This is a genomic window from Microbacterium sp. NPDC056736, from assembly GCF_042790415.1.
Lineage (GTDB): Bacteria > Actinomycetota > Actinomycetes > Actinomycetales > Microbacteriaceae > Microbacterium.
In genome coordinates, this window is record NZ_JBHTZE010000007.1 from 1 (window position 1) to 25156 (window position 25156).

General features: G+C 71.0%; 12 protein-coding genes. 7 read left to right on the forward strand and 5 right to left on the reverse strand.

What is annotated here, in order from left to right; all coding sequences use genetic code 11:
• Nucleotides 1-172 precede the first annotated feature (172 nt).
• Together ACFRAL_RS13815 and ACFRAL_RS13820 are read left to right on the forward strand one after the other, a co-directional pair.
• Nucleotides 173-1177, forward strand: coding sequence for an ABC transporter permease (locus tag ACFRAL_RS13815; RefSeq protein ID WP_336393569.1), 1005 nt, complete (start codon nt 173-175; stop codon nt 1175-1177).
• Complete coding sequence (locus tag ACFRAL_RS13820) at nt 1174-2136, forward strand: ABC transporter permease (protein ID WP_336393568.1); 963 nt, start codon at nt 1174-1176, stop codon at nt 2134-2136. Before ACFRAL_RS13815 ends, ACFRAL_RS13820 begins: the two co-directional genes overlap by 4 nt.
• A gap of 32 nt (nt 2137-2168) precedes the next feature.
• Here the strand turns inward: ACFRAL_RS13820 and ACFRAL_RS13825 are convergent, their stop codons facing one another.
• Nucleotides 2169-4049 (reverse strand): dipeptide ABC transporter ATP-binding protein, encoded by a 1881-nt coding sequence (locus ACFRAL_RS13825; RefSeq protein ID WP_378883875.1) that lies wholly within the window; start codon nt 4047-4049, stop codon nt 2169-2171.
• Between the two features lie 226 nt (nt 4050-4275).
• On the opposite strand from ACFRAL_RS13825, the gene ACFRAL_RS13830 reads away from it, so the two are divergent.
• Together ACFRAL_RS13830 and ACFRAL_RS13835 are read left to right on the forward strand one after the other, a co-directional pair.
• Entirely contained in the window at nt 4276-5031 is a 756-nt protein-coding gene (locus ACFRAL_RS13830; protein WP_336393566.1) for a 5-oxoprolinase subunit PxpA, read from the forward strand.
• Between the two features lie 49 nt (nt 5032-5080).
• Nucleotides 5081-6733, forward strand: a complete 1653-nt coding sequence (locus ACFRAL_RS13835) for a 5-oxoprolinase/urea amidolyase family protein (RefSeq protein WP_378883879.1) — start codon at nt 5081-5083, stop codon at nt 6731-6733.
• Nucleotides 6734-6892: 159 nt separating this feature from the next.
• Here ACFRAL_RS13835 and ACFRAL_RS13840 read toward each other — a convergent pair whose 3' ends face one another.
• The 4 genes from ACFRAL_RS13840 to ACFRAL_RS13855 form a co-directional block, all read right to left on the reverse strand.
• Nucleotides 6893-9100: a caspase family protein gene (locus tag ACFRAL_RS13840; protein WP_378883882.1), complete on the reverse strand. Its 2208-nt coding sequence runs from the start codon at nt 9098-9100 to the stop codon at nt 6893-6895.
• 62 nt (nt 9101-9162) lie between these two features.
• Nucleotides 9163-11385: a CHAT domain-containing protein gene (locus ACFRAL_RS13845; protein ID WP_378883885.1), complete on the reverse strand. Its 2223-nt coding sequence runs from the start codon at nt 11383-11385 to the stop codon at nt 9163-9165.
• A 177-nt stretch (nt 11386-11562) separates the two neighbouring features.
• On the reverse strand, nt 11563-14199 hold the full coding sequence (locus tag ACFRAL_RS13850; RefSeq protein WP_378883888.1) for a DUF4062 domain-containing protein: 2637 nt from the start codon (nt 14197-14199) through the stop codon (nt 11563-11565).
• A complete protein-coding gene (locus ACFRAL_RS13855) occupies nt 14193-16811 on the reverse strand; it encodes a DUF4062 domain-containing protein (protein WP_378883891.1) in 2619 nt (872 codons plus the stop codon). Before ACFRAL_RS13855 ends, ACFRAL_RS13850 begins: the two co-directional genes overlap by 7 nt.
• Before the next feature lie 204 nt (nt 16812-17015).
• Here ACFRAL_RS13855 and ACFRAL_RS13860 point away from each other — a divergent pair, with 204 nt between their 5' ends.
• From ACFRAL_RS13860 to rpoC, 3 genes are all read left to right on the forward strand, one after another.
• Nucleotides 17016-17381: a hypothetical protein gene (locus ACFRAL_RS13860; protein WP_378883894.1), complete on the forward strand. Its 366-nt coding sequence runs from the start codon at nt 17016-17018 to the stop codon at nt 17379-17381.
• A gap of 294 nt (nt 17382-17675) precedes the next feature.
• On the forward strand, nt 17676-21176 hold the full coding sequence (gene rpoB, locus ACFRAL_RS13865; RefSeq protein WP_378883897.1) for a DNA-directed RNA polymerase subunit beta: 3501 nt from the start codon (nt 17676-17678) through the stop codon (nt 21174-21176).
• A gap of 41 nt (nt 21177-21217) precedes the next feature.
• On the forward strand, nt 21218-25090 hold the full coding sequence (gene rpoC, locus ACFRAL_RS13870; RefSeq protein WP_336393558.1) for a DNA-directed RNA polymerase subunit beta': 3873 nt from the start codon (nt 21218-21220) through the stop codon (nt 25088-25090).
• Nucleotides 25091-25156: the final 66 nt, after the last annotated feature.

Consider the following 25156-nt stretch of genomic DNA (forward strand, 5'->3'; position numbering starts at 1 on the left):
GCGTGACCTCGTACCCCGCGAGCCCCGTGCAGGACGAGGTGTACAACATGGTGGAGCTGAGCGAGTAAGGAAGGCAGAGCGGATGCCGCGGCCCGGGCCGCGGCATCCGCTCCGGCTTCCCCGCCCGACCCGACGGCGCACCCGCGCCGCCCGTCCCCCGGAGAGAGCATCCGTGCTACGCACCATCGGGAGCAGACTGCTCCTGCTGATCCCCACCCTGTTCGGCCTGTCGATCCTGCTGTTCCTGTGGGTCCGTGCCCTTCCCGGCGGGCCCGCCGTCGCCCTGCTGGGCGAGCGGGCGACGCCTGAGGCCGTCGAGCAGATCAACGAGCAGTACGGCTTCAACGAGCCGATCCTCGTGCAGTACTTCACCTGGCTCGGCCAGCTCCTGTCGGGTGACTTCGGCGTCTCGCTGCAGACGCGCCAGCCGGTCATCGAGGAGTTCCTGCGCCGCCTCCCCGCGACGATCGAGCTGAGCGTCTTCGCGATCATCCTCGCCGTCGGCATCGGCATCCCCCTCGGCTATCTCGCCGCCCGCCGCCACGGCAGGGCGTCCGACCACGTCCTGGTCGGCGCGAGCCTCCTGGGCATCACCATCCCGGTCTTCTTCCTGGCGTTCATGCTGAAGTGGGTCTTCGCCGTCCAGCTCGGCTGGCTGCCGTCCGAGGGACGGCAGGATCCGCGGCTCGACGCGACGCACTACACCGGCTTCTACGTGCTCGACGGCATCCTGACGGGTGAGTGGGATGCCGCGTGGGACGCCTTCCTGCACCTGATCCTGCCCGGGATCGCGCTGGCCTCCATCCCGCTCGCGATCATCGTGCGCATCACCCGCGCGTCGGTGCTCGAGGTGCAGAACTCCGACTACGTGCGCACCGGCATGGCCAAGGGCATCTCGCGGTCGACGATCCGCAGCCGCTTCATCCTGCGCAACGCCATGCTGCCGGTCATCACCACGATCGGACTCCAGGTGGGCCTGCTGATCTCGGGCGCGGTCCTCACCGAGACCGTCTTCGCCTATCCGGGCATCGGCTCGTTCCTGGCGCGTGCGATCTTCACGCGGGACTACCCCGTGCTGCAGGGGTTCATCATCTTCATCGCGATCGGCTACGCCCTGATCAACCTGGCGGTCGACGTGTCGTACAGCTTCATCGACCCGAGAGTGAGGGTCTCATGACATCCGCGATGCTTCCCCCCGCCCCCAGCGGCGGGCCCGTCGACGACACCGCCGTCGACGACAAGGAGCTGCTGGCCGCCAAGACCGGCGGCGGCGGGTTCTGGCGCGACGTCTTCCGGCGCCTGCGCCGCAACCCCAGCGCGTGGGTGGGCGGCGCGATCATCGCCCTCCTCGTGCTGGTCGCGATCCTCGCGCCCTGGCTGGCGCCGTACGGTCCGACCGAGCTTCCCGGCCAGCGGTACATCACGCCGACGCACATCCCCGGGCCGGGCGAGATCCCCGAGTTCCCGCTGGGCCTGGACCGCTTCGGCGGCGACGTGCTGTCCAAGCTCATCTGGGGCGCGCGCGCCACGCTGATCATCGGCGTCGTCTCGACGGCGATCGGCCTCATCGGCGGCATGATCCTCGGGTTCCTGTGCGGCATGTTCGGCGGGTGGGTCGACACGCTCGTCATGCGCATCGTCGACATCCTCCTGTCGGTGCCGTCGCTGCTGCTCGCGGTGTCGGTGGCGGCGGTCCTCGGCCAGACGCAGGCCTCGCTGATGATCGCCATCGGCGTGGCCCAGGTACCGGTGTTCGCGCGCCTGCTCCGGGCCTCGATGCTCCAGCAGCGCAACGCCGACTACGTGCTGTCGGCGCAGACGCTCGGCCTCGGGCGCGGCAAGATCACGATGAGCCACGTGCTGCCGAACTCGGTCGGACCGGTCATCGTGCAGGGCACGCTGTCGCTGGCGACGGCCGTCATCGAGGCGGCCGCGCTGTCGTACCTCGGCCTCGGCGGCGACGTGCCGCAGACCGCCGAGTGGGGCCGCATGCTCACCTATGCGCAGCTCGAGCTGGCCGTCGCGCCGTGGCTGGCGTTCCTGCCCGGCATCTGCATCACCATCACCGCGCTCGGCTTCACGCTCTTCGGCGAGGCGCTGCGCGAGGCGATGGACCCGCGCACCCGGGCGCGCTGACCCGGGCGGCGGGGCCGAGGCGGCAGGCGTCGTCAGACGGCGATGTCGAGCTCGTTGCCGGGGATCGAGGCCAGCAGGCGCCGCGTGTACGGGTCGCGGGGGTTGGTGAAGATCTCCTCGGAGGATGCCGCCTCCACCAGCTGCCCATCCTTCATGACGCAGACGTAGTCGCTGATTAGCCGCACCACCGCGAGGTCGTGCGAGATGAAGAGGTAGCTCAGGCCGTACTCGCGCTGCAGGTCTCGCAGCAGCGTCAGCACCTGGTCCTGCACCAGGACGTCGAGCGCCGACACCGGCTCATCGCAGACGATGAGGTCGGGGGAGAGGGCGAGGGCCCGCGCGATCGCGACGCGCTGCCGCTGGCCGCCGGACAGCTCGGACGGGTAGCGGCGCAGCATCGTCTGCGGCAGCGCGACATCGTCCAGCAGCTGCCGCACGCGCGCGGCGCGCTCTTTGGACGAGCCGCGCCGGTAGAACTCCAGGGGCTCGGAGATGATGCGCTCGATGGAGAACATCGGGTTCAGCGACGAGTACGGATCCTGGAAGATCGGCTGCACACGCTGGCGGAAGTCGCGCAGCTGCCGGCCCTTGAGCGTCGCCACGTCCACGCCGTCGAAGCGCATGGCGCCGGACGTCGGCTCGATCACCTTCAGCAGCATGCGCGCGGTGGTGGTCTTGCCCGACCCCGACTCGCCGACGATCGCGACCGTCTCGCCGCGGGGTATTGCGAACGAGACGTCCTTCACGGCGGCGAAGTCCTCTTTGCTGCCCCGCACGCGGTAGATCTTGGTGAGGTCCTCGACCTCGACGATGTAGTCGGGCGCCGCGGTCGCGCCGCCGTCCCCGGCCGAGTGCGCGCCCGCGGGCGCCACGGGGTGCTCGGCGGGCGTCGGCCCGGTGAGGGCCGGTTCCGAGCCGGGCCCTGGGGCCGGCTCGTCGGCCGCCGCGTGCGCCTCGGCGGGGTGCGCGGCGGGGTGCTCGGCGGGGGTCGGGCCGGTGACGGCGGTCGCGGCATCCGTCGTTCCTGCCGGTGCGATGTCGGGCTCGGGAGCCTCCGGTGCGGCGGTGCGGAACACCTCGGGCCGCAGCCGGACGGCCGCCACCGACGGCGCCGCCTTGACGAGCGCCTGCGTGTACGGATGCTGCGGATCTTCGAGGATCTGGCGCGCGGGGCCCTGCTCGACGATGCGCCCGCGGTTCATCACGACGACGCGCGATGCGCGCTCGGCGGCCAGTCCGAGGTCGTGCGTGATGAGCATGACGGCGGTGCCCCGCTCGGCGGTCATGCGCTCCAGCTGGTCGAGGATCGTCTTCTGCACCGTGACGTCGAGGGCGCTCGTGGGCTCGTCGGCGATGAGGAGCTTCGGGTCGCAGGCCAGGCCGATCGCGATGAGCGCGCGCTGGCGCATGCCGCCGGAGAACTCGTGCGGATACTGCTTGGCGCGGTCGGCGGCGTCGGGCAGTCCCGCTGCGGCGAGCGTCTCGACCACCCTGCGGTCGACGTCCCGGCGCGTGGCGAGGCCGTGCGCGAGGAGCGTCTCGGCGATCTGGGTGCCGATCTTCGCCACCGGGTTGAGGTTCGACATCGGGTCCTGCGGCACGAGCCCGATCGACCGCCCGCGGATGGTGCGCATCACCGACTCGGGGGCGCCGACCAGGTCCTCGCCCTCGAACAGGATGCTGCCCTTGGTCACCCGGCCGTTGCCCGGCAGCAGGCCGATGACCGCCATGGCGGACGTGGACTTGCCCGATCCGGACTCGCCGACGATGGCCAGCGTCTCGCCGGCGGAGAGGTCGAGGTCGACGCCCTCGACGGCGTGCACCGGGCCGTCGATGGTCTGGAATTCGACGGCGACGTCGCGCACCTGGAGCAGCGGTGCTCCCGCGACGGCGCGTTCGGAGGATCGGGCCATGGGCTCCATCCTGCCTCGCGTCGCCGCGTTGCGCACGGACAGCGCGACAGCCTTTACCCATCCGTAACGCGTGCCCTCGGAGGGGCGAGCGGACGGTCTTGCGCACATCTCCACACCCTCGCGCCGGCGGCTCCGGCACAGCGGGCATTTGTCGCCCGCAACCGCCGGATCCGTGGAGTTGTGCTCACTGATCCGGCAGGCGACCGGCGGCAGTACCGTGGAGCACATGGCGGCGATCGACCTCAACGCGGACCTCGGCGAGACCGTCGGCGGCGTGCCGACGGCCGACGACGAAGCGATGTTCGCCGTCATCTCGAGCGCCAGCGTCGCGTGCGGCGGTCATGCGGGCGACGCCGCGTCGATGCGCGACGCGGTCGCCCGCGCCGGGCGGCACGGCGTCGCCGTCGGCGCCCACCCCTCCTATCCCGACACGGCGAACTTCGGCCGCGTGTCGGTGGTGCTCGACCCCGCCGACCTCGCGCTCATCGTCGCCCGCCAGCTCGCCGATCTCGTCGCATCGGGCGCCGACCTGCGCTACGTCAAGCCGCACGGCGCGCTCTATCACGCGGTGACGAGGGACCGGGAGCAGGCGGATGCCGTCGCCCGCGCCGTCGCCGATCGCGCGGCGCTCCTCGGCCGGCCCCTCCCCGTGCTCGGGATGCCCGGCGAGATCGCGCGCGCCGCGGCATCCGTCGGCCTCCCCTTCGTGCACGAGGCCTTCCTCGACCGGAGCTACCTGCCCGACGGATCGCTCGTGCCGAGGGCGCGGCCCGGCGCCCTGCTCGAGGATCCGGAGGCCGTGGCCGCACGCGCGGTGCGTCTCGCCCGCGAGGCGGTCGTCGAGGCGATCGACGGCTCGGTGATCGCCGCGGAGGCGGCCTCTCTGTGCGTCCACGGCGACTCTCCCGCCGCCGTCGACATGGCCCGCGCCGTGCGCGCCGCGCTCGACGCGGCAGGCGTCGAGGTGAGGGCGCCGTGGTGACCACTCGCCGCGCGCGTCGCCGCCGGCGTCGGGCGGGGGAGGCGGCGCGGTGACTCCCCGGGTCCGGCCCATGGGCGAGCGCGCCTTCCTGCTGGAGGTGGACGCGCTCGAGGAGGTCCTCGCGCTCCACGCGGCGCTGGCCGAGCGCCGGCCGGACGGCGTGGTCGACCTCGTCCCGGCCGCGCGCACCGTGCTCGTCCGTATCGACCCGCGCGGGCTCGCGCTGCCAACCGCGCGGACGTGGGCGCTCGCTGCCGCGGCGGAGGCCGCGCCGCGAGGCCCGTCGGCGACGCGCGAGGTGGAGCTGGACGTCGTCTACGACGGCCCCGACCTCGCCGACACGGCACGACTGCTGGGACTGAGCGCCGACGAGCTCGTGCGCGCGCACGCCGCGGCGCGGTGGCAGGTCGCGTTCACGGGATTCGCTCCCGGCTTCGGCTACCTGGTCAGCGACGACTGGCCGTTCGACGTGCCGCGGCTCGACACGCCGCGCACGCGGGTCCCCACCGGGGCGGTCGGGCTCGCGGGGGCCTTCACGGGGGCCTACCCCCGCGACACTCCGGGGGGCTGGCGCCTCATCGGCACCACCCCGGCGCCGCTGTTCGACCCGGATGCCGCCTCCCCGGCCCTGCTCGCGCCGGGGACCCGCGTCCGCTTCCGTCCGCCGGCGCGTCAGGGGTCGGCGGCCCCGGGCGAGGCTTCGGCGCGGGGACTCGGGGCGTCGCGGCCGGGTGATGGCCCCACGCGCGAAGCGGCGCACGGCGGATCGGGTGAGGCTGCGGGCGGGCGACCCGGTGAGGCGGCCGCGGGCGGATCCGGAGCGGTGGCGGCGGGCGGCATCCGGATCCTGGAACCGGGGCTGCTGACGACCGTGCAGGATCTCGGGCGACCCGGGGTCGCATCGGTCGGCGTGGCGGTGTCGGGGGCGCTCGACCGCGCCGCACTGCGCACGGCGAACCGGCTGCTGGGCAATCCCGAGAGCGCCGCCGGTCTCGAGGTGACGATGGGCGGGCTGCGCGCCGTCGCCGAGCGCGACCTGTGGGTGTCGGTGGCCGGTGCGTGGGGCGTCGTGCGGCTGGACGGCCGCGAGATCGACCCGTACCAGGCCCACGCGTGGCCGGCGGGTGCCGAGCTGCACCTCGACTGGTTCGTCCACGGCGCCCGGGGCTACATCGCGGCCCGAGGGGGCGTCGACGCGCCCCACGCGCTCGGCTCGCGCGCGACGGATCTGCTGGCGGGGCTCGGCCCGGCTGCGCTGCGCGCCGGCGACGTCGTCGGGGTGCGGGACGAGGTCTCCGCGCCGATCCCCGTCGCGCCGCCGGCCGCGTGGGGTGCGCCGCACGACGACGAGCTCGAGCTCGAGCTCGCACCGGGACCGCGCGCCGACTGGTTCGCCCCCGCGGCGCTGGAGGCCCTGTTCGACACCGTGTGGACCGTCTCGAACCACGCCGACCGGGTCGGCGCCCGCCTCGACGGCCCCGCGCTCGTGCGGGTGCGCGGGGGCGAGCTCGCCAGCGAGGGCATGGTGCCCGGAGCGCTCCAGGTGCCCCCGAGCGGGCGGCCGACGATCCTCCTCGCCGACGGTCCTGTGACCGGCGGCTATCCGGTCATCGCCGTGGTGACGGATGCCTCGCTCGACCTCGTCGCGCAGGCCAGGCCCGGGACGCGCATCCGGTTCCGCCACGCCCGTGTCGTCGTCTGAGCCAGCCGAATCCGGAATTCGGAGTTGCTGCGGGTTTCCGGAGCGCGGCGGGGTGTGGCATCCGGAATCCGTGGGATTGTCCGAAATTCGGATGCCGCGACCCGCCGCCTCTACCCCGCCCGCCGCCTCTGCCCCGCCGCCTCTGCCGCCCCCGCCGCCTCAGTCGGACCCCGCCTCCAGCAGATCTGCCGTGGCCCGCAGGATCGCCACGATCGCGGCCGTGCGGGCGTCGGCGGCGCTGCGCCGGCCGTCGGTCTCGACGCCGGTGGGCGCGGCGAGCGACGCCGTGTCGCGCAGCGACGACAGCAGCGGGCGCGCGCCGAGCTCCTCGGCCGCAGACAGCAGCGGACGCTGCTCGTAGTCGTCGTCGATGATGTCGGAGACGGCCTTCACGAACTCGCGGTAGCTCAGGGTCGGGCTCTTGCCGAGGACCGTGAGCGCGGCGGTGCTGAACACGCCGCGGCCGTTCGTCTCGAGCGCGACCTGGTTGGGCTGGCAGGCGCTCACGAGCACCTCGCGGTTCGCCTCGTGCGGCCTGGGCGGCTCCGCGGCGCGGTCGGTCTCGATCTCGACGACCCGCGCCCACGCTGCGCGCCGGAAGGGGTCCGACAGGGCGGCGGCGCGCTGGGCGCGGTAGGCGTCCTCCTCCTCGGAGTCCAGCACCGTCATGCGCGCCTTCGTTCCGGCCGGGATCCTCTTCTCGTTGAACTCCGACCGCGTCAGCCCCCGGTTCACGGTCCCCGAATGGCAGGAGTCGAAGAACAGCGACACCGCGACGCCGTCGGGGATCGCGTCCCAGATCGCGCCGAGGTCGTCGTCGATGATGAGGTTGCCGTCGCGGAAGTCCACGGGGCACAGCGCCTCGTCGCTGGGTCCGAAGGAGTCGGTCTCGTCGCCGTCGAGGTCCGGGACGAAGGTGCCGTGGCCGGCGAACTGGATGGCGACGATGTCGCCGTCGCGCGCCGCCGAGACCTTGTCGAGCATGGCGCGCAGGATCTCGTCGCGCTTCGCGTCGGCGTTGCGGATCGACTCGACCTCGAAGCCCGCGTTCCGGAACGCCTCGCCCCACGCCTCGGCGTCGGCGACGCACCCGCTCAGCGGGTCCTTCGGGTATGCGTCGATGCCGACGCACAGCGCCAGCTTGCGCGGCACGGCCCCGCGCACGCCGGTCGGCTCCGGCCGCGGCGGGCGCATGGGCTCCAGCTCGACGCCGCGGCCCCGCGTCGGGAACACCGTGAGCCGCTCGGGCTCGTCGCTGTCGGGCACACCGAGGACGCGGCGCGCGAGGCTCATCATGGTCTCGACGTCGTTGTCGAACGCCCCGTGCGACGTCGCCTGGGTGCGGCTGCGGCGCCCGCGCGCCACTGGTCCGAGCACGAGGCGGGTGGGGTCGTCGCCGAGGTATCCCATCGTGCGGCCCGCCCGGCGCAGGTGCTCCTCGAGTCCGAGGATCTTGGCGTCCCGCTCCGCCTCGAACGCGCGCGAGACGAGGTAGAGAAGCGACTTGCGGTAGACGCCGCCGGTGTTGTCCCGCTTCTCGTGCGTCTCGTCCATCGTGAAGATCGCGAGGTCCTTGATCTTCCCCGTCTCCGCCAGCGGCAGCAGCGTCGCCTCGAACGTGTCGACGCGCACCGCGGGGGCGAGGAAGGTGACGCTCGCGACGTGGTCCACGGCGTCGTCGCCGTCGAAGAGCCGCGGCACGAAGTGCGAGTGGTAGATCGAGCCGGCGCTGTGCCCGGCGATGTGCAGCTCGATCGCGCCCTGGTTGGCGGCCATGTACTCGCGTAGCGCCGCGGCGAGGATGTCCGCGCCGCCTCGCGTCCCGTCGGCGAGAGCGGGCAGGCACGAGGCCGCCGAGTCGAGCTTCATGTCGTCCCAGAACTTGCGTCCGCCCAGCACGCGCGCCGCGGCCTCCACCGCGCGGTCGGTGAGATCGGTGAAACCGCGGGAGCCTGTCGCCCGCCCCGACAGCACGTCGGCGAGGGTCGTCATGAGCCCGCTCTCCCACACCAGGTGGACGGGGTAGACGCCGTTCTTCTTCCACCACGCCGACTGGTGGTGCGCGGTCCGCAGCCCCGCCGCCTTGTCGGTCAGCCCGCCGTGGGCCCAGATCAGCACCGGCACCGGGGGCGGCACGTCGCGGGCGGAGGCCTTCTTCGCCTGCTGCTCGACGAACGCCGCGAGGTCGACCTCGACCATGCGTCGCACGTCGTCGGCGGTCGTCGCGAACGCGTCGACGTCGGCCGGCTTGGCGCTGGACCTCTCGTCGAGCTTGCCGTCGGCGGTGTGCACGACGTGCTTGCGGAGGGCCGCGAGGTCGGCGGGGCGGAGATACGCGGCGCGGGCGGCGGTGGTCGTGTCGGCCATGGTGTCACGTCCTGTCTGTTCGAGTGGCGGTGGTGCGGTGAGCCGACGCCGGTCGGCGGCGGTCAGCGGGGCTCGAGCCTCGCGCGTGGATCGGCGAACACGGTGAAGGCGAGCGACGTCAGGTCTCCCGCCTCGCGGGCGGCACGGCGGGCGGCCAGCACCGCCTCGCCGAGCGTGGCGTGCTCGCGCAGCGTCTGCTCGTAGAAGGTGCGCACGAAGGCGGCGGTGACGTCGTCGCGGACGGCCCACGAGCACCCGATGAAGACGCCGACGCCGCCGCGCAGGAACGCTTCGGCGAAGCCGCCCAGGCCGGTCGCCCCCGACCGCAGCCGGCCGACGTCGCACGCGCTCAGGAAGACGAACGGGGCGGATGCCGCGGCCTGCACGTCGTCGGGTTCGGGGAGGTCCCGCCGCGCATCCGAGTCGGTGTATGCGCCGGAGCCGTCGTCGTCCTCCGACCAGGTGGCGAAGGCGATCTCCTGGCCGAGCGGGGCCGCGTCGCGCCAGCGGCCGTGGCCGGCGAAGTGGAGCAGATCGAAGCCGCCGGTGATGGCCTCCCGCAGCTGGGCGGGATCCGAGGCGGAGCGGGGCGCGGTGGCGAGGAGAGTGCCGAGCGCCGACACCTCCTCGCCCGCACGCGGCAGGCGGTAGTCCGGATTGACGTACTCCGGCGCGATCGCCAGGACCCGGCCGGCATCCACGGGGACCACGGTCGGCCGCGGCGTCCCGTACATCCAGCGCATGAGCCCGAGGTCGCCGAGGAAGTACCGGTCGGGGTCGGGGCGCTGCGTCCCCACCGGCACCAGGTGGACGATCTCCCACGGGATGTCGAGCTCCCCCGAGGTCTGCAGCACCACCTGCGAGAGGCGGCGGCGCTTGCGCCACAGCAGTTCGTTGATCTCGTCGCCGAGGAGCTCCTCGGCGATCCGGGCGCCGAGCGAGCGCACTTCGCGCCGGACGGTCTCGGCGGCCTCGTCCGGGTCGTCCTCGGCCTCGGCCACGAACTCGCGGCGGATCCGCGCGAGCTCCGCGTACACGCCCTCCACGTAGGCCGGCTTGTCGTCCAGGCGGACGACGTGCCGCTTCACCGTCCGCCCGATCTTCGCCGTGATGGCCAGCTCCGACCTGCCGCGCGAGATGGTCTCGTCCACGGCGATGGTGGGAAGGTCGGCGATCTCGCGGGGCGGGACGGCGACGGATGACTCGACCAGCCGTGGATCCGGCGCCGGGTCGTCGGGCGCCTCGTCGGCCGGCAGGATCGCGGCGCTCACCGCGAGCACCGCCAGCGGGGTGACGCCCGGCGGCTGCGTGAAGGTGACGGTGATGTGGCCGCGCCCGGGCTCCTCCGGGACCAGCCGGAACACCAGCCGGCGCGGCTCGTCGGCGCTCGAGGGCAACGTCGTCGTGACGACGGCCGGGGTGCCGTCCGCGAACGCGAAGCCCCGCAGCTGCACGCCCACCTCGATGTCCCGCGAGGGGTCGAAGCGGGCCGTGGCCTTCTTGCGCGAGGTGCCTCTCGTCGGTGCGAGCTCGGTGAGCGACAGCCGCACGACGGCGTCGAACGCGACACCCTCGACGACCTGCGCGGGAACCTCGGCGTCGACGAACGCCGGCACCGGCTCTGCGCCGTCGAGCGAGCCGGCGGGAGCGGTGCCGCCGCCCGACACGGTCCGGCCGGGCGGCGGCGCCATCGCGGGCGGTGCCGGCGCGGGCGGCGCCGACGGCGCGGGCAGCAGGTCGGGCGGGGGAGCGAGTCCGGGGGAGCGGCTGCCGACCCCGCGGCCGCCGATGCCGCCGCCTTCGAACTCCCCGTCGGGGGCGAACTCCTCGTCGGGCGCGAACTCCGGCACCTCGTGCATCGCCGGCGGCGGCGGGGGCTCGGCGGCGGACTCCGGGCCACCGCCCATCCCCATCCCGCCGCTGTCGACGTCCGCTTCGAGCCTGCTCATCGCGCCCTCGGATGCGCCGGCGACGACGGTCAGGTGGATCACCTCGCCGGCCTCCACCGCGAGCTCGACGGCGAAGACGTCCTCGCGCGGCGCCAGGGGGAGGAACCGCGTTCTCCCGCCCTGCACCACGATGGCGGCGTAGCGGAAGTGGTCCGACCCGCGCACGCGGACCGTCACCGTGCCGCCGGTGAGCCCGCGCACCGTGGCGTCGGCCAGCGTCGTGATCCCGCGATGGTCGGGTGCGGCATCCGGGTGCGGCTGGACGTGCGCCGCCACGGCGTCGGCATCGCCTGCGACGTCGACGACGGCGCGCGGCGCATCCGGAATCAGAGCCATCTCGACCCCCTCGCTCCGGCACCCGATTCCCCACGAGCGCCGTCACCCCTGCGATCCGAGGAGCGCAGTCGGTGCACAGCATACGAGCACGCTCCCTGACGCACCAGAGTCCCCGGAACGCGCGGCTGATACACCGGGAGAGCGGATGCCGCCACCGCGAGGGATGCGGCATCCGGCCTACCAGGCCTGCAGCCTGTCGGCGACGGCCTGGAACTCCTCCTCCGACAGCGCGAGCTGCACCGCCTCGGCCACCGTCAGCTCGGCGCCGGCGGCCTCGCCCGCAGCCACGCTCTGCGGGTCGCGCCCGCGGAGGATCTCGAGATACGGCGTGTGGACGGTGAACGCCTCGACGTCGAAGATGCCGATGCGCCGCCGGATCTCGCCGGCGGCGACCGCGAGCGCCGCGGCGCGCCATGCCTCGCCGTGGGCGGCGGCGACGGCGCAGACGCCTTCGAGCCCGTAGGCGACGCCCTCCTCGTAGTGGAGCCCGACGGAGACCAGCAGCGTGTGCACGAACTCGCGCTCGGCCTCCTCGATGCGGCCGAGCTGGAAGTTGAGCCGGGCGCGGAGATTGCCCGCCACGGACGTCGTGAACAGGTCGCTGCCTGCCTCGGCCACCGCGGTCGCGCGGTCGAAGTGCGCGCGAGCGTCGTCCGCGGCGCCCCGCACCCACGAGATGCGGCCGAGCGAGACCTCCGTGATCGCCTCCGCCCACGTGTTGCCGCGCTCGCGAAGCGTCACGACCGCCTGCTGGAGCTCGGACTCGGCCTTGTCGGCGTCGAGCGGGGAGAACTGCACGCGCGCTGTCGCCCGGGCCGCGAGCGCCATCGCGGCGGCATCCTCGTCCCCGGACTCGGTGAACAGCCGCACGCACTCGCCCAGTCCCGCGACCACCTGCTCGCTGGGTCGCTGCCACATCTCGCCCCACAGGGCGAAGAACCACGCGATCGCCCGCGTGTGCGGTGTGATCGGCCGCTCGTGCTGCTTCTCGAGCAGCTCCAGCATCCACACCCTCACCTCGGCGAAGAATCCCGAGATCCACCAGTAGATCAGCAGGCTCCACGCGAAGTCGCCGGCGTCGTCGAGGCGGTCCGTGTACACGAGGTGCCGGACGGCCGCGCGGAGGTTCGGCAGCTCGAGCCCCAGCCGCGCGACCGCTTCGGCCTGCCCGGGGCCGCCGAGGTCGGGCGCGATGCGCGCGACGAGGGCGCGGTAGTGGTCGGCGTGGGCGCGTCGCACCTCGTCGGCGTCGCCGCGCTCCTTCAGGCGGCCGACGGCGTACTCGCGGACGATCGCCAGCAGCGAGAACACGCGGCGTCCGCCCAGCTCCGCCTGCTGGACGAGGGAGGCGTCGACCAGCGAGGCCAGCGCATCGAGCGCCTCGCCGTCCCAGGAGCGGCCGGCGCCCAGCGCCTCGACCGCCTCCAGCGTGAACCGGGTCGCGAACACGCCGAGATCCTCCAGGAGCGCGCGCTGCGCGTCGGGGAGCAGGCTCACGCTCCAGTCGATCGTCGCTCGCATCGTGCGGTGCCGTTCGGGCAGGTCGCGCACGGCCGCGGTGAGCAGCGGCAGGCTCTGCTCCAGGCGTGAGGCGATGCCGGCGGGGCTGAGGATGCGCACCTTCGCCGCCGCGAGCTCGATCGCCAGCGGCAGTCCCTCCAGCCGGCGGCAGATGTCGGCGAGGTCGTTCGCGTTGGCGGGGGTGACGTCGAAGTGGGGGTCGATCGCGCGGGCCCGGTCGACGAACAGCGAGACCGCCGCCGTGCGCGTGGTCCGGTCCAGGCTCGCGGGGCGGTCGGCGGCCGGCGTCGTCAGCGGGGGCACCTCGTAGACGCGCTCGCCGCGGATCCGCAGCACGATGCGACTGGTGACGAGGAAGGTCGCCGTCGGGGCGACGGTGTACAGCCGCACCAGGACGGGTGCGGCATCCACGATCTGCTCGAAGTTGTCGAGCACGATCAGCACGTGCCGGTCCTCGAGCGCGAGTGCGATGCGCTCCTCGAGCGCGGTCTCGCCGTTGTCGCGGATGCCGAGGTAGTAGGCGATCGTCGGGAGCAGCAGTCCGGGCTCGAGCACGCCCTCCAGCAGGGCGAAGTACACCCCGTCGGGGAACAGGTCCGCGCACGCGAGCGCGGACTCGATCGCCAGCCTGCTCTTGCCGATGCCGCCGGGCCCGATGAGGCTCACGACGCGATCGCTCCCCCGCGAGAGCAGCGTGCGCACCGCGTCGATGTCGTCCTCGCGCCCGATGGTCGTCGTGTACGGCACGGGCACCCGCCCGACGAGGTTCGGCCGGGAATCCGGCTCGGAGGTCACCGGCGCCTTCGACTCGTCGAAGCGTTCGGCCAGGAGCATGGCGAGGTCGCCGGCGACCTGGTCTTCGAGGTCCTGGGCGGAGTGGAAGTGGAGGTAGGCGGCGGTGTCGTCGGCCTGGATGCGGGAGATGAGGTCTTTGAGTCGGTCGTCGCGGGTGTCGGTGTCTTTGACGTAGATGAGCTTGGGCATGCCGCGGGGGGCGAGGTTGTATTCGTCTTCGAGTCCGGAGACGTTCTCGTCGGGGGCGACCCAGCCGTAGCTGTCGCCGTAGATGCCGACGAACACGTCGCTCTGGGCGAGGTAGGAGCGGTAGAGGTCGCGGGGCGGGTGGGGCCTTGCGCCGAGCTCGAACATGACCGGCGCCAGGCGCAGTCGTTCGATCGCCGACCGCACTGCGTCGCGCTCCTCCGCGAGCTCGCGCAGCGTCGAGCTCACGAACACCCGGATCCGCTGATCGGGCGTGCGGATCACCGGATGCTGCTGCCCGCTCGTCACCACGACGGCACCTTCTGCGCGACGCGCGCGTCGGCATCGGGGATCGCGATCGCGATGGCGTCGGCGAGGGTCATCTCCCTTCCCGCCTGCTCGCCCGCCTCGACGCTCGCAGGGTCGGCCTCGCGGAGCGCCGCGAGCGGCTCGAGGTGTATGGCGAACCCGGCGATGTCGTAGATGCCGGTCGACTCGCGGATCGTCTCGGCCACCGCCGCGAGGGCGCCGGCACGCCAGCCGTCGCCGTGGACCGCCGCCACGGCGCACATCCCCTCGATCCCGTACGTGGCGCCGTCGACGAAGTGCAGCCGGATCGACAGCGAGAGCGTGAGGATGAACTCCTCCTCGGCGGCATCCCGCTCGCCGAGGAGGAACCGCAGGCGCGCGCGGTTGTTGCCGGACACGACGCGCGTGAAGGCGTCGTCGGCGGCATCTGCGATCTCCACGGCCCGATCGAAGTGCCTCATGCCCTCCGGTATGTCGCCGACCACGATGCCGAGCTGGCCGAGAACCGTCTCCGCCAGGGACTCCGCCCAGCTGTCCCCCACGGCGTGCAGCGTGGTGATCGCGTCGTGCAGCTCGCCACGTGCGACCTCGGGATCCAGGTCGGGGAACTGCATCCGCGTGGACGCCCGCGCGGCGAGGGCCATGGCGGCGGACTGCTCGTCGCCTGACTCCAGGAACAGCCGCACCGACTCGCCGAGCCCGTCGACCACCTGGTCGCTCGGGCGCTGCCACATTCCCGCCCACAGCGGGAAGAACATGGCGATCGCGCGGGTGCGGGGCGTGATGGGAAGCTGTGCGGCCATCAGCTCCTGCATCCACAGCCCGACGTCGGCGAAGAAGCCGCAGATCCACCAGTACGCCAGGAGCGTCCACGCGAAGTCGCCGGCGTCGTCCAGCCGTCCCGCCTGGACGAGGTGGCGGGCCGCCGCACGGAGGTTCGAGACCTCGAGCCCGAGGTCGGCGACGGCGGCGATCTGCTCGGAGCCGCGCAGCCGCGGCGCGATCCGCTTCACGAGGTCGAGGTAGTAGTCCGCATGGGCGTTGCGCATCTCGTCCGCGGCCCCGCGGGACTCGAGGAGGTCGACGGCGTACTCGCGGACGATCACCAGCAGGGAGAACACCGTCCGGCCTCCGGATTCGACCCGCTGGACGAGCGAGGCGTCGATGAGAGCGGCCAGCGTCTCGATAGCCTGCTCTCCCCACGAGCGCCCCGCGCCCAGTGCCTCGACCGCCTCGAGGGTGAAGCGCGCGGCGAAGACCCCGAGGTCCTCGAGCATCGCGCGCTGCTCGGCGTCGAGCAGCCCGACGCTCCAGTCGATGGTGGCCCGCATCGTGCGATGCCGGTCGGGCAAGTCGCGCACCGACGTCGACAGCAGCGGCAGGCTCCGCCCGAGACGCTCGGCGATGTCGTGCGGCGAGAGCAGCCGGATCTTGGCCGCCGTCAGCTCGATCGCCAGCGGCAGGCCCTCCAGCCGCCGGCAGATCTCGATGACGTCGGCCGCGTTGTCCGTGGTCAGCGTGAAGCCGGGGAGCGCCACTGCGGCCCGCTCCGCGAAGAGCTGACAGGCGGCGGATGCCTCCGCCTGGGCGAGGCTCGACGGGACGTCCTCGCGGGGCGTCTCCAGCGCCTCCACCTCGAACACCCGCTCGCCCCGGATGCGCAGGACCGTCCGGCTGGTGACCAGGAAGCAGGCGCGAGGCGCGAGCGTGTAGAGGCGCACGAGCACCGGGGCCTCCTCGACGATCTGCTCGAAGTTGTCGAGCACGATCAGCACGTGCCGGTCGGCGACCGCCTGGGCGATGCGCTCCTCGAGCGCAGCGGCGCCGGTGTCGCGGACGCCGAGCACGTATGCGATCGTCGGAAGCAGCAGCCCCGGCTCGATGACGCTCTCCAGCGGCACGAAGTACACCCCGTCGGGGAAGAGGTCGGCGTTGGCGTGCGCCGCCTCGATCGCGAGCCGGCTCTTGCCGATGCCTCCCGGGCCGATGAGGCTCACCACCCGATGCAGGCCGCCCGCCAGGAGGGCCCGGATCTCGGCGAGCTCGCCCCCTCGTCCGATCGTCTCGGTGTACGGCGCGGGCACGCGGGCGGCGAGCGGGGCGGTGGACACGCTGATCGGCTCCGGCCTGCGGGACTGATCGAAGCGTTCGGCCAGGAGCATGGCGAGGTCGCCGGCGACCTGGTCTTCGAGGTCCTGGGCGGAGTGGAAGTGGAGGTAGGCGGCGGTGTCGTCGGCCTGGATGCGGGAGATGAGGTCTTTGAGTCGGTCGTCGCGGGTGTCGGTGTCTTTGACGTAGATGAGCTTGGGCATCTCGCGGGGGGCGAGGTTGTATTCGTCTTCGAGTCCGGAGACGTTCTCGTCGGGGGCGACCCAGCCGTAGCTGTCGCCGTAGATGCCGACGAACACGTCGCTCTGGGCGAGGTAGGAGCGGTACAGGTCGCGGGGCGGGTGGGGCCTTGCGCCGAGCTCGAACATGACCGGCGCCAGGCGCAGTCGTTCGATCGCCGACCGCACTGCGTCGCGCTCCTCCGCGAGCTCGCGCAGCGTCGAGCTCACGAACACCCGGATCCGCTGGTCGGGCGTGCGGATCACGGGGTGTCCCACCCCAGTCATGTGCATATATTGGCCCCATCCTGGGAAATCCGCCATCATTGCGGGCTCAGGCTTCGCCAAGCAGTGCCGCGGTGTTCGTGTTCAGGCGCTTCTCTTCCCCTCGGGCCGGGGCAGGAGTATGGTCCGGCGAATACGGCGTCGGAGTGGACGCCGGCCGCTCGGACCTGGGGTTCGTCGGGCGAGATCAACTGGGAGGGGAAACCTATGAGGAAGTCTTTGGCGTGCGCGGTCGTCGCGATCGGGCTGGTGCTGGGAAGCGGCGGAGCCGCGATGGCCGGTGAGGTGAACGGGAACGGCGATCCCATTCCGGGGGCGGGCAACGCCTCGTCGGAGTGCGCCTTCTCGGGGCAGGACACGATCGACTCGATCGAGAACCCCATGGACTCGCCGTTCTACAACCCCGCCTTCGACGACGACATGCTCGCAGAGCGGGGCAACCAGAAGAACGGCTACAAGGGCGTGCAGAGCTTCGGCATCTTCATGAAGGGCCCGGGCGTGAACGCCCACGTCGCCGGCTTCAACCCGGGCATGGCCTGCCGCGGCAACATGGAGGCGCCGCCGGAGGGGTGAGCAGTCCGCGCCGACGGCCGTCCTTCCCTGCGGGGAAGGGCGGCCGTCCCGCGTCCTCCCGGGCTTATACCGCAGCATCCGGAAGTTTTCAAGAATCCGAGTGGACACGGCGCGTCATGCGACGTATAGTTGGTCTTTGCGCTCTTGGATTCCCCCTGCCCTCATATGGTGGTCGGCTGTGCCTGCGCCCCCTCTCGTTCACGTGAGGAGTGCCGCGCGGGCTTCGGGGACGACTGAGCACTCCACCTGACGACAAGGAAACGAGCCCGACACGGGCCCACGGAGGTAATCCCCTTGGCTGCTGCGCGCAACGCATCCAACCCCACCACCACCCCTAAGAACGGACGCGGAGCATCCCGCCTCTCGTTCGCCAAGATCTCCGACACGCTGACGGTCCCCGACCTTCTCGCGCTGCAGACGGAGTCCTTCGACTGGCTCGTCGGCAACGAGGCCTGGAAGGCCCGCGTCGCCGAGGCGAAGGCCGCCGGCCGCACCGACGTCCCCGAAGTCTCGGGACTCGAGGAGATCTTCGAGGAGATCTCGCCGATCGAGGATCTGAGCGAGACGATGCAGCTCTCGTTCACGAACCCCTACCTCGAGCCCGAGAAGTACTCCATCGAGGAGTGCAAGGAGCGCGGCAAGACGTACGCCGCCCCGCTCTACGTCGAGGCCGAGTTCATGAACCACCAGACCGGTGAGATCAAGACCCAGACGGTCTTCATGGGCGACTTCCCGCTCCAGACCGACAAGGGCACGTTCATCATCAACGGCACCGAGCGCGTCGTCGTGTCGCAGCTCGTCCGTTCGCCCGGCGTCTACTTCGACAAGACCCCCGACAAGACGTCCGACAAGGACATCGTGTCGGCGCGCGTCATCCCGTCCCGCGGCGCCTGGCTCGAGTTCGAGATCGACAAGCGCGACCAGGTCGGCGTCCGCATCGACCGCAAGCGCAAGCAGTCGGTGACGGTGTTCCTCAAGGCCCTCGGCCTCACCAGCGAGGACATCCTCGCCGAGTTCGCCGGCTTCGACTCGATCGAGGAGACGCTCTCGAAGGACACGATCCTCACCAAGGAGGACGCGCTCCGCGACATCTACCGCAAGCTCCGTCCGGGCGAGCAGGTCGCCGCCGAGGCCGCCCGCGCGCTGCTGGACAACTTCTACTTCAACCCGAAGCGCTACGACCTCGCCAAGGTCGGCCGGTACAAGATCAACCACAAGCTCGGTGTCGACAAGCCGCTCACCGACTCGGTGCTGACGGTCGACGACATCGTCGCGACGATCAAGTACCTCGTCCGCCTGCACCGCGGCGACGTGACCTTCGACGGCGTGCGCGGTGGAAAGCAGGCGGAGATCCGCCTCGACATCGACGACATCGACAACTTCGGCAACCGTCGCATCCGCGCGGTCGGCGAGCTGATCCAGAACCAGGTCCGCACGGGTCTGTCGCGCATGGAGCGCGTCGTCCGCGAGCGCATGACCACGCAGGACATCGAGGCGATCACGCCGCAGACCCTGATCAACGTCCGCCCCGTCGTCGCCGCGATCAAGGAGTTCTTCGGAACGTCGCAGCTGTCGCAGTTCATGGATCAGAACAACCCGCTCGCGGGCCTGACCCACAAGCGCCGCCTCTCGGCTCTCGGCCCCGGCGGTCTGTCGCGTGAGCGCGCCGGCGTCGAGGTCCGCGACGTCCACCCGTCGCACTACGGCCGCATGTGCCCGATCGAGACCCCGGAAGGCCCGAACATCGGCCTGATCGGCTCGCTCGCCTCGTTCGCGCGCATCAACGCGTTCGGCTTCATCGAGACGCCGTACCGCCGTGTCGTGGACGGCAAGGTCACCGACCAGATCGACTACCTGACCGCCTCCGAGGAGAGCGACTACATCGTCGCGCAGGCCGGCGTCGAGCTGAAGGCCGACGGCGGCTTCGCGCAGGACCGCGTCCTCGCCCGTCGCGGCCAGGGCGGCGAGGTCGACCTGTTCCACGCCGAGGAGATCGGCTACATGGACGTCTCGCCGCGCCAGATGGTGTCGGTCGCGACCTCGCTCATCCCCTTCCTCGAGCACGACGACGCCAACCGCGCGCTCATGGGTGCCAACATGCAGCGCCAGGCCGTGCCGCTGCTGCGCTCGGAGTCGCCGGTGGTCGGCACGGGCATGGAGGGCTTCGCAGCCATCGACGCCGGTGACGTCGTGATCGCCGACAAGGCCGGTGTGGTCGTCGAGGTCTCGGCGGACGTCGTGACGGTGCAGCTGGACGAGGGCGGCACGCAGGATTACTTCCTGCGCAAGTTCGACCGCTCGAACCAGGGCACCTCGTACAACCAGCGCGTCGTGGTCTCGGCCGGCGAGCGCGTCGAGGCCGGCGAGGTCATCGCCGACGGTCCCGCGACCGAGGACGGCGAGCTCGCCCTCGGCAAGAACCTCCTCGTGGCGTTCATGACGTGGGAGGGCCACAACTTCGAGGACGCCATCATCCTCAGCCAGGACCTCGTGAAGGACGACACCCTCTCCTCGATCCACATCGAGGAGTACGAGGTCGACGCCCGCGACACGAAGCTGGGCAAGGAGGAGATCACCCGTGACCTCCCCAACGTGAGCCCGGATCTGCTGAAGGACCTCGACGAGCGCGGCATCATCCGCATCGGCGCCGAGGTGCGTCCCGGCGACATCCTCGTGGGCAAGGTCACGCCGAAGGGCGAGACGGAGCTCTCGGCCGAGGAGCGCCTGCTCCGCGCGATCTTCAACGAGAAGAGCCGCGAGGTCCGCGACACGTCCCTGAAGGTGCCTCACGGCGAGCAGGGCACGATCATCGCCGTCAAGGAGTTCAACGCGGAGGACGGCGACGACGAGCTCGGCTCGGGCGTCAACCGCCGCGTCGTGGTCTACATCGCCCAGAAGCGCAAGATCACCGAGGGCGACAAGCTCGCCGGCCGCCACGGCAACAAGGGCGTCATCGCGAAGATCCTCCCCGTCGAGGACATGCCGTTCCTCGCGGACGGCACGCCGGTCCAGGTCATCCTGAACCCGCTCGGCATCCCCGGGCGAATGAACTTCGGCCAGGTGCTCGAGACCCACCTCGGATGGGTCGCGAAGCAGGGCTGGAAGGTCGAGGGCAACCCCGAGTGGGCGGCACGCCTGCCCGAGGGCGCGCGCGAGGCCGCTCCCGGCACCAAGGTCGCCACGCCGGTGTTCGACGGCGCGTTCGAGGAGGAGATCGCGGGTCTGCTCGACTCGACGAACCTCACCCGCGACGGCGAGCGCCTGATCGACTCGTCGGGCAAGACGCAGCTGTTCGACGGCCGCTCCGGCGAGCCGTTCCCGGCTCCCATCTCGGTCGGCTACATGTACATCCTGAAGCTGCACCACCTCGTGGACGACAAGATCCACGCGCGTTCGACGGGCCCATACTCGATGATCACCCAGCAGCCGCTCGGTGGTAAGGCGCAGTTCGGCGGTCAGCGCTTCGGTGAGATGGAGGTGTGGGCGCTCGAGGCCTACGGCGCCGCATACGCGCTCCAGGAGCTCCTCACGATCAAGTCCGACGACATCCTCGGCCGCGTCAAGGTCTACGAGGCGATCGTCAAGGGCGAGAACATCCAGGAGCCCGGCATCCCCGAGTCGTTCAAGGTGCTCATGAAGGAGATGCAGTCGCTCTGCCTGAACGTCGAGGTCCTCTCGGCCGACGGCACGTCGGTCAACCTCCGCGACACCGACGACGAGGCGTTCCGCGCCGCCGAAGAGCTCGGCATCAACATCTCCAGCCGCTTCGAGTCGTCGTCGATCGACGAGATCTAAGCGCGCCAGGTAACGAACGAATTTCCGACACAGGAGAACCAGTGCTCGAATCAACCACTTTCGATCAGCTTCGCATCGGCCTGGCCACAGCCGACGACATCCGTCGTTGGTCCTACGGTGAGGTCAAGAAGCCCGAGACCATCAACTACCGCACCCTGAAGCCCGAGAAGGACGGCCTCTTCGGAGAGCAGATCTTCGGCCCCTCCCGTGACTGGGAGTGCGCGTGCGGCAAGTACAAGCGCGTCCGCTTCAAGGGCATCGTGTGCGAGCGCTGCGGCGTCGAGGTCACCAAGTCCTCGGTGCGCCGCGAGCGCATGGGTCACATCGAGCTGGCCGCGCCCGTCACGCACATCTGGTACTTCAAGGGCGTGCCCTCGCGCCTCGGGTACCTGCTCGACATGGCGCCGAAGGACCTCGAGAAGGTCATCTACTTCGCCGCGTACATGGTGATCTCGGTCGACGAGGAGGCGCGCCACCGCGACCTCGCGACGCAGGAGAGCAACATCCGCCTCGAGCTGAAGACGCTCGCCGACCGCCGCGACGCGCGTGTGGCCGCCCGCCTCCAGAAGCTGGAGGAGGAGCTCGCCGCGCTCGAGGAGGAAGGCGCCAAGGCCGACCAGAAGAAGAAGGTCAAGGACGCCGCCGAGAAGGAGATGGCCGCCATCCGCAAGAACGCGGATGACCAGGTCACGCGTCTCGAGAAGGTGTGGGACGACTTCCGCAACCTCGAGGTCGGCCAGCTCAAGGGCGAGGACGAGATCTTCCACGAGCTGCAGGACCGCTTCGGTCAGTACTTCGAGGCCCACATGGGCGCGGAGTCGATCAAGCGCCGCCTCGAGAGCTTCGACCTGCAGGCAGAGGCCGACAGCCTCCACCTGCAGATCTCGGAGGGCAAGGGCCAGCGCAAGATCCGTGCGATCAAGCGCCTGAAGGTCGTCAACTCGTTCCTGGCGACGGGCATGAGCCCCGCCTCGATGGTGCTCGACGTCGTCCCGGTGATCCCGCCGGAGCTGCGCCCGATGGTGCAGCTGGACGGTGGCCGCTTCGCGACCTCCGACCTCAACGACCTCTACCGTCGCGTGATCAACCGCAACAACCGCCTCCGTCGCCTCATCGACCTCGGTGCCCCCGAGATCATCGTCAACAACGAGAAGCGCATGCTGCAGGAGGCCGTCGACGCGCTGTTCGACAACGGCCGCCGCGGCCGCCCGGTCACGGGCACGGGCAACCGTGCGCTGAAGTCGCTGTCCGACATGCTCAAGGGCAAGCAGGGCCGATTCCGTCAGAACCTGCTCGGCAAGCGCGTGGACTACTCGGGCCGTTCGGTCATCATCGTCGGCCCGCAGCTCAAGCTCCACCAGTGCGGTCTGCCCAAGCAGATGGCGCTCGAGCTGTTCAAGCCGTTCGTGATCAAGCGCCTGATCGACCTCGGTCACTCGCAGAACATCAAGGCGGCCAAGCGCGCCGTCGAGCGCACGCGTCCCGAGGTGTGGGACGTGCTCGAGGAGATCATCCGCGAGCGCCCCGTGCTCCTCAACCGCGCACCGACGCTCCACCGCCTCGGCATCCAGGCCTTCGAGCCGCAGCTCGTCGAGGGCAAGGCCATCCAGCTGCACCCGCTCGTCTGCGCCGCGTTCAACGCGGACTTCGACGGCGACCAGATGGCCGTGCACCTGCCGCTGTCGGTCGAGGCCCAGGCCGAGGCCCGCATCCTGATGCTCGCCTCGAACAACATCCTCAAGCCGTCGGACGGCCGCCCGGTCACCCTGCCTTCGCAGGACATGATCATCGGCCTGCACCACCTGACCACGGTCAAGGAGGGCGCCGCCGGTGAGGGCCGCGTGTTCGGGTCGGTCGGCGAGGCCATCCTGGCCAAGGACGAGGGCACCCTCGACCTGCAGGCGAAGGTCCGCATCCGCATCCCGGGTCTGGCCTTCCTCGAGGGCGAGGCTCCCGAGGGCTACGAGCGCCACGGTCTCGTGGACGCCTCGCTCGGCCAGGCGATCTTCAACGACACGCTCCCCAAGGGCTACCCGTTCGTGCGCGAGCAGGCGGACAAGGGCAAGCTGTCGCAGATCGTGAACAAGCTGGCCGAGGAGTACCCGAAGGTGGAGGTCGCGGCATCCCTCGACCGCATCAAGGACGCCGGCTTCTACTGGGCCACGCGCTCGGGTGTGACCGTCGCGCTGAGCGACATCCTCACGCCGCCGAACAAGGCCGAGATCGTCGCGGGCTACGAGAAGCAGGCCGCGAAGGTCCAGGGTCAGTTCGAGAAGGGTCTCACCACCGACGCCGAGCGTCGTCAGGAGCTCATCAAGATCTGGACCGAGGCGACCGACGAGGTCCAGAAGGCCATGCGCGACAACTTCCCCGAGGACAACACCATCAACCGCATGGTGTCGTCGGGCGCCCGTGGTAACTGGCTGCAGATCCGCAACATCGCGGGTATGCGAGGCCTGGTGAACAACCCGAAGGGTGAGATCATCCCTCGTCCGATCATCTCCTCGTACCGCGAGGGTCTGTCGGTGGCGGAGTACTTCATCGCGACGCACGGTGCCCGCAAGGGTCTGGCCGACACGGCCCTCCGTACGGCCGACTCGGGCTACCTGACCCGTCGTCTCGTCGACGTCTCGCAGGATGTCATCATCCGCGAGGAGGACTGCGGCACGACCAAGGGCCTCGAGTTCACGATCGCGGCCTTCGACTCGACCGGCACCCTGGTGCGCGACGCGAACGTCGAGAACTCGGTGTTCGCCCGCACGCTGGCGGCGGACGCCACGAGCCCGTCGGGCGACGTCGTCGCCTCGGCCGGTGAGGACGTCGGCGACGTGCTCATCGACAAGCTCGTCGAGGCGGGCGTCGAGTCGATCAAGGTCCGCTCGGTGCTCACGTGCGACTCGGCCGTCGGTGTCTGCGCGAAGTGCTACGGCCGTTCGCTCGCGACCGGCAAGATCGTCGACATCGGCGAGGCGGTCGGCATCATCGCCGCCCAGTCGATCGGCGAGCCCGGCACGCAGCTGACGATGCGTACGTTCCACACCGGTGGTTCGGCGTCGGCAGACGACATCACGCAGGGTCTTCCCCGCGTGCAGGAGCTGTTCGAGGCCCGCACCCCGAAGGGCGCGTCACCGATCGCCGAGGCCGACGGCCGCATCACGATCGACGAGACCGAGAAGTCGAAGAAGGTCATCCTCACGCCCGACAACGGCGACGAGCCGCACGTCTACCCGGTCCTCAAGCGCGCGACGCTTCTGGTCGAGGACGGTCAGCACGTCACCGTGGGTCAGCCGCTGCAGGTCGGCACGCTGGACCCCAAGGAGGTCATGCGCGTGCAGGGCGCCCGCGAGGTGCAGAAGTACCTCGTCAACGGCGTCCAGGGCGTGTACCGCTCGCAGGGTGTGCCGATCCACGACAAGCACATCGAGGTCATCGTCCGTCAGATGCTGCGCAAGGTCACCGTGGTCGACCACGGTGAGACCACGCTGCTCCCGGGCGAGCTGGTGGACTTCAAGCGCTACCAGAACATGAACCGCGAGGCCGTGGCCGAGGGCAAGCGCCCCGCGTCGGGTCGTCCCGAGCTGATGGGTATCACGAAGGCGTCGCTCGCGACGGAGTCGTGGCTGTCGGCCGCGTCGTTCCAGGAGACCACCCGCGTCCTCACGCAGGCGGCCATGGAGGGCAAGAGCGACCCGCTCGTCGGCCTCAAGGAGAACGTCATCATCGGAAAGCTCATCCCCGCCGGAACCGGGCTTGCGAAGTACCGCAACGTCTCGGTCGAGGCGACGGAGGAGGCGAAGTCCGAGCGGTACCCCAACCGCATCTTCGCCTCGGACGGCGCGTACACCGACGCCGACCTGAGCTACGTCGACTTCGACAGCTTCTCCACCGACGGTTTCACCACCGATTACAACTAGACGCGACTCGGGTCAATGCGAGCGCCAGCGAGCGTTGACGCGAGGCGGGTCTAGATCGAGTAGGCG